Origin of the sequence: Rhodopirellula sp. UBA1907, assembly GCF_002337565.1 — a bacterium.
GTDB lineage: Bacteria > Planctomycetota > Planctomycetia > Pirellulales > Pirellulaceae > Rhodopirellula > Rhodopirellula europaea.
The window spans coordinates 39,322-44,366 of sequence record NZ_DDGH01000047.1; the positions used below are offsets into that span (position 1 = coordinate 39,322).

Genomic DNA, 5,045 nt, shown 5'->3' on the forward strand with positions numbered 1-5,045 from the left:
GAGCCGAGACGATGGACACGATCGTTTTCGCCGGCTTGAACCTGGCGATCGTCTACGGATTCGCATTGATCTTGGTCGCGATCGGCATGGCACTGATCTACGGCATGAAGAGTGTCGACGAGCCTGAAGCAACGGAGGCATCGGAATGATTTACGAACCTTCCATGACCGCCGTCGTTGTCTTCTTCGTCTTCGTCGGCTTCACGATCGGCCTGAGTTTTTACCTCGGCGGCAAAGCCAAATCGTCGGCGGGCTACTTCGCCGCCCACGGTCAAATCCCTTGGTTCATCAACGGGATCGCCTTCGCGGGAGACTACCTGTCCGCAGCATCGTTCCTGGGCATTTGTGGGATGATCGCCGCGTATGGCTACGACGGCTTCCTGTATTCGATCGGCTACTTGGCTGGTTGGATCGTGGCCTTGTTCGTGATCGCCGAACCAATGAAACGGCTCGGCAAGTTCACCTTCGCCGATGCTCTCGACGCCAAGTTCGATTCCAGAGGGATTAAGGCCGCGGCCGGGATCAGCACGCTGATCGTCAGCGTGTTCTATCTCATTCCACAGATGGTCGGCGCCGGGGTTCTGATCCAACCCTTGCTGGGCTTCCCTCACTGGGTCGGGGTGTTGTTGGTCGGTGCAGTCGTGATCACGATCGTTGTCACCGCCGGCATGGTCTCGACCACATGGGTCCAGTTCCTGAAAGGATCGTTGCTGGTTGTCTTCAGCGCGATCTTGGTCGTGATGGTGCTGCAGCAAGGGTTCAAAGTTGACAACGAATCCTTCCCATCTAGCAGCCTACCTATCAGCGAATTCGATCGGCAAGCCATCGCGGAGGCCATGAACCGTGAACTGGTCGAATCGTCCAACTGGGCCGACAACGATCAGTACCTCCAGTTCACTCGCGAGGACGGCGGCGGCTACGACGTTTACCGCGCCGACATACAAGAAGGCGGAACGATGATCGTTTCAGAAGCCCAGTCGATCACAACGATGCCCAATGGCGACACGTTGATCGGTGGGCTTCCCAAGGGGGACCAACCTGGTGAAGGCCACCTGCGTCCGGTCGGTCGAATCAAAGTTCTGCCGAACGAATACATCGGGCAAGCCGAAACAGGCCCGCTCGGTCCGCTCGAGTTCTTCGACGTTCTCAATCGCAGCACGGTTGTGCTGTGGGGCAACGAGACATTGAAGAACGAAGATGGCTCGACCACCAAAGTCTTCTACCAAAAACCAACCAGCGGTTCGCAGGTTCTGCGTCCCGGCGAGCACCCGCGGTTCGCTGGCATTCGCAGCGATAGCTGGACGGGCAAGTTCAACTTTCTGTCGTTGATGCTGGCATTGTTCTGCGGCACCGCATCGTTGCCACACATTTTGATTCGCTACTACACGGTCAAAGACGCCGCAGCAGCTCGCAAGAGCACCATCGTTGGCATCACCAGCATCGGGTTCTTCTACGTCCTGACGCTTTACCTAGGCTTGGGTGCCATGACCAGCGGCACGCTGGATGTCACGAACAGCAACATGGCCGCGCCGCTCCTTGCTCGTGGGATGAGCGGTCTGCTATTCGCAATCATTTCCGCGATCGCGTTCACCACAGTTTTGGGAACGGTCAGCGGTTTGATTTTGGCCAGCAGCGGAGCCGTCGCTCACGACTTGCTGAGCGGTGTGATGGGGATGAAGTTCAGCGAAAACAGCCAGGTTCGAATCGCGAAAATCGCGGCCGTGATCGTGGGTGCCATCGCGATTGTATTAGGGATCCTGTTCCGCAATCTCAACGTCAGCTACCTGGTGGGCTGGGCCTTCAGCATCGCGGCCAGTGCCAACTTGCCCGCGCTGATCATGCTGCTGTTTTGGAAACGCACGACCGCCCAAGGCATCGTGGCCAGCGTCATCGTCGGCATGTTCAGTTCGCTGGGCTGGATTTTGTTGTCCGCAGACACCTTCGAAAAGGTCTACGGCATCGATCCATTGAGCAGCCCCGTGCCGTTCAGCCAACCAGGCATCGTGACGATCCCGTTGGCCTTGATCACCTTGGTCGTGGTGTCGCTGATGACAAAGAACGGAAAGGCCACCACAACGTAGCCGAATTCGCCAGAATTCGGACGTCATCAATTTCCCAACCCGACGCGTGAGCGAGGGACCACGCTGAATCCTGGCGAAGCCAGCCACCAGGCAACGTAGGCCAGGTTATCACCTGGCACCCAGCCGATGCTTTGGAACAAAGCGAGGCGTCCAGGCGATCGCGCAAGACCCAACGCGGCCCGTCCAATCATCCAGCCAGGTACAACCTGGCCTACGACGCACCCGTCACAACCCGCCGCGTTAGCAAGGCAACCTACGTAGCCGGATTCGCCAGAATTCGGATCCCACCACGTCAACACTTCTGAATTCTGGCGAATCCAGCTACACCCGTAGGCCAGGTTATCACCTGGCACCCAGCCAATGCATTGGAACAAAGCGAGGCGTCCAAACACACTCGCAAGACTCCATGTCGTTCGTCCAGCCACCCCGCCAGGCACAGCCTGGCCTACGAGGCCACCCGGTTGATCAACCCCAAGACTTCAGCACGTGACTTCGGGTCGGTCTTGAACGCGCCTCGCATGGCACTGGTCAGACACAAGCTGCCGGGTTTGCGAATGCCTCGCATCGTCATGCAACTGTGAGTCGACTCGACCACCACGGCAACGCCTCGCGCCGACAAGCGATCCTCGATCAAATTGGCGACCGTGTGGGTGAGACGTTCTTGAACTTGCGGTCGACGCGCGACCTCTTCAACCACGCGAGCCAACTTGCTCAGGCCCACGACCTTGCCGCTCGGCAAATACGCGATGTGTGCCTTGCCCGTGAACGGCAGCAGGTGGTGCTCACACATGCTGCAGAAACTGATGTCTCGCACCAACACAATTTCGTCGTAATCCTCCGCAAACACTTTCGCGAGGTGACGGCCAGGTTCGGATTTCAATCCCGCGAACATTTCGGCGTACATCCGCGCAACGCGGGCTGGTGTTTCCAACAACCCATCGCGATCGGGATCTTCACCGACAGCTTCTAAGATCTCACGCACGGCCGATTCGATCCGAGCGAAATCGACTTCGTTGTGGGGTGCGTTCTTGTCGACAAAAAAGGGCGTTTGTTCGGCAGGTTGTTCTTTGTCGACCACGGGCTTGTTTGAATCCTGGTTTGATGGAGTAATCGTGTTGTCTGAATCGCGAAACAACTAACGACTATAAACGAGTGGCTAGCGTTGCGAAGACGCCTCACGCTAAATCGGCTCAAAACCCTGGCGATAGAAGCCCATGATGTTCCCGAAGATGCGAAAAATCATGAAGATCAAGAACATCGAGACAACAATCCAAATCACGGCAGACGCCACTCCCGCGATCGTTTCCATCGCCCTTTTGGCTCGTTCGTCGTAGTCTCTGGCCAAGTGGTCAATGGATTCCGCATCCGTCCCCGACAGTTCCGCAATCTCGATCTGAGTGATGAATTCTTCGGGGAACAAATGAGTTTTGTTCAATGCTTCGCTCAAAGTCGCCCCGCCGCGTATTGCCTCTTCGGCCGGCTTGGCACCGCTTCGATAATACGAACTGTCGGTCGCATCCAACGACAACTTCGTTGAGTCAATCGGGTTGATCCCGGCATCCAACGAAAGTGACAACGTCCAGGCAAACCGGGCCAACGTGATCGTTTGAATCGCACCACCGATCTTGGGAATTTGATACACCAGCGGCACGACATTCTGGATCGCGCCAATGTTCTTCCGGAACGCAAAGTAGATCCCGCCAATCACCGCAGCGACGACACCGAGGTAGGCCCAGAAGATCAGGACTCCTTTAGGTCCACGCAATCCAAACCCAAGCATGTCTGTCATCTGGCCGCCGGTCGGAGCGGTTAGCACACCCATCAACCAAATCATCAGCGACAACACACCGATGCCGAGCAACAATTGAAGTCCCGGCCAAGCGATCGCGCGAAGGAAGTTCTGACGAAGCGTGTACTGCTGAGCGTAGTGTTCGGACAGCGTCAACATCGTTCGTTCGAGCCGACCGGTCGTTTCACCAACACGTGTCATCACCACCAGCAACGGTGGAAAGAACGGCTTCTGGTGACGCATCATTTCGCTGATCGCATGGCCGTCTTTGGCACCCTCACGAATTTTGGTCATCGCGATGCGTTGCTGGGCCGAGCCATGCTTGGCTTCGCTTTCCAACAACTTCAACAAGTCCGCTCCGGCCCCCAATCCAACTCCAAACCGCCGACAAAAATCGCGGCAAGAACGCACTCCCATCTGTCGTGACATCACCGCGTCACCTCTGTCATCCGAACGCTGTCTGGATTCTTAGCGGAGCGGCGCGAGCCGCCCGGTGCGTGACCGGAGGGCTCGCGCCCAGCCGCTTCGATGCGAGATGTCGAAGTGCGATCATCCCGCTGCACCCACGCTGGCAGCTCACCGAAATGCTGCGTGTATTCCCGTTTCGCATAAGCCAATAGGTACTCCGGGTTAGCTGACTTCACCGCCGCCATATGACTCGATGAAGTTCGCGAAGGCGGTCTTTGTTTTGACAAACGAACCAATCGATGAAGTGCTAGCTCGTAGGTGCCTTGTGCTCGCAAACGATCGCCATTCTGAAGCAGTCGCCGCGCGTTCTGCACCAATGCTTTCACGTCAGCGATTGTTTCCTGCTCTGCAGTTCGCTTTGCCAACTGCCGCGGATCGGCGTCCCCCAATAGCTGACGATCGATTTCATCGTGATCGATGATCGTCACCGAGACCGATGCGTTGCCCGCCCGAGTGGAACCGCCTTGTGCTACGCCGGGCGAAAAACGGCCGCGTGATGAACGCCCACTTTGGTAAGACGATACGCCGCCCATCGATCCAGTCCCGCGATCGGGAATCAACATGCCGCCGGTGGAAGAAAATCGACGAACGCTGGGAAGCTGCACCACCTGCGCCGAGGCCAACTCAGCCCCAGAGATCAAAAGCAAGGAGACCGTGACGACTCGGGCGAGGGCGAGACTTTTAGCGGAGCGGCGCGAGCCGCCCGGT

Annotated in this window: 5 protein-coding genes and 3 pseudogenes; 5 read left to right on the forward strand and 3 right to left on the reverse strand. The window is 57.3% G+C overall.

What is annotated here, in order from left to right:
- Positions 1–145: 145 nt before the first annotated feature.
- The 5 genes and pseudogenes from B2R17_RS09775 (at position 146) to B2R17_RS28360 (ending at position 2,545) form a co-directional block, all read left to right on the forward strand.
- Positions 146–2,080, forward strand: a complete 1,935-nt coding sequence (locus tag B2R17_RS09775; RefSeq protein WP_286763846.1) for a cation acetate symporter — start codon at positions 146–148, stop codon at positions 2,078–2,080.
- Between the two features lie 112 nt (positions 2,081–2,192).
- Positions 2,193–2,240: pseudogene (locus tag B2R17_RS28345) on the forward strand (hypothetical protein); the annotation flags it as partial.
- Between the two features lie 23 nt (positions 2,241–2,263).
- Positions 2,264–2,341, forward strand: a pseudogene (locus tag B2R17_RS28350) (hypothetical protein); the annotation flags it as partial.
- A 40-nt stretch (positions 2,342–2,381) separates the two neighbouring features.
- Positions 2,382–2,480: pseudogene (locus B2R17_RS28355) on the forward strand (DUF1589 domain-containing protein); the annotation flags it as partial.
- Positions 2,441–2,545, forward strand: a complete 105-nt coding sequence (locus B2R17_RS28360) for a DUF1589 domain-containing protein (RefSeq protein WP_414707278.1) — start codon at positions 2,441–2,443, stop codon at positions 2,543–2,545. The pseudogene B2R17_RS28355 and the gene B2R17_RS28360, both read left to right, overlap by 40 nt.
- Here B2R17_RS28360 and folE read toward each other — a convergent pair.
- From folE to B2R17_RS09800, 3 genes are all read right to left on the reverse strand, one after another.
- Positions 2,526–3,158, reverse strand: a complete 633-nt coding sequence (folE, locus tag B2R17_RS09790) for a GTP cyclohydrolase I FolE (RefSeq protein ID WP_414707280.1) — start codon at positions 3,156–3,158, stop codon at positions 2,526–2,528. The two genes, B2R17_RS28360 and folE, sit on opposite strands and share 20 nt — an antisense overlap.
- Before the next feature lie 102 nt (positions 3,159–3,260).
- Positions 3,261–4,298 (reverse strand): type II secretion system F family protein, encoded by a 1,038-nt coding sequence (locus tag B2R17_RS09795; protein WP_286763848.1) that lies wholly within the window; start codon positions 4,296–4,298, stop codon positions 3,261–3,263.
- On the reverse strand, positions 4,298–5,045 hold a 748-nt coding region (locus B2R17_RS09800; protein WP_286763849.1), incomplete at its 5' end, for a hypothetical protein. The genes B2R17_RS09795 and B2R17_RS09800, both read right to left, overlap by 1 nt.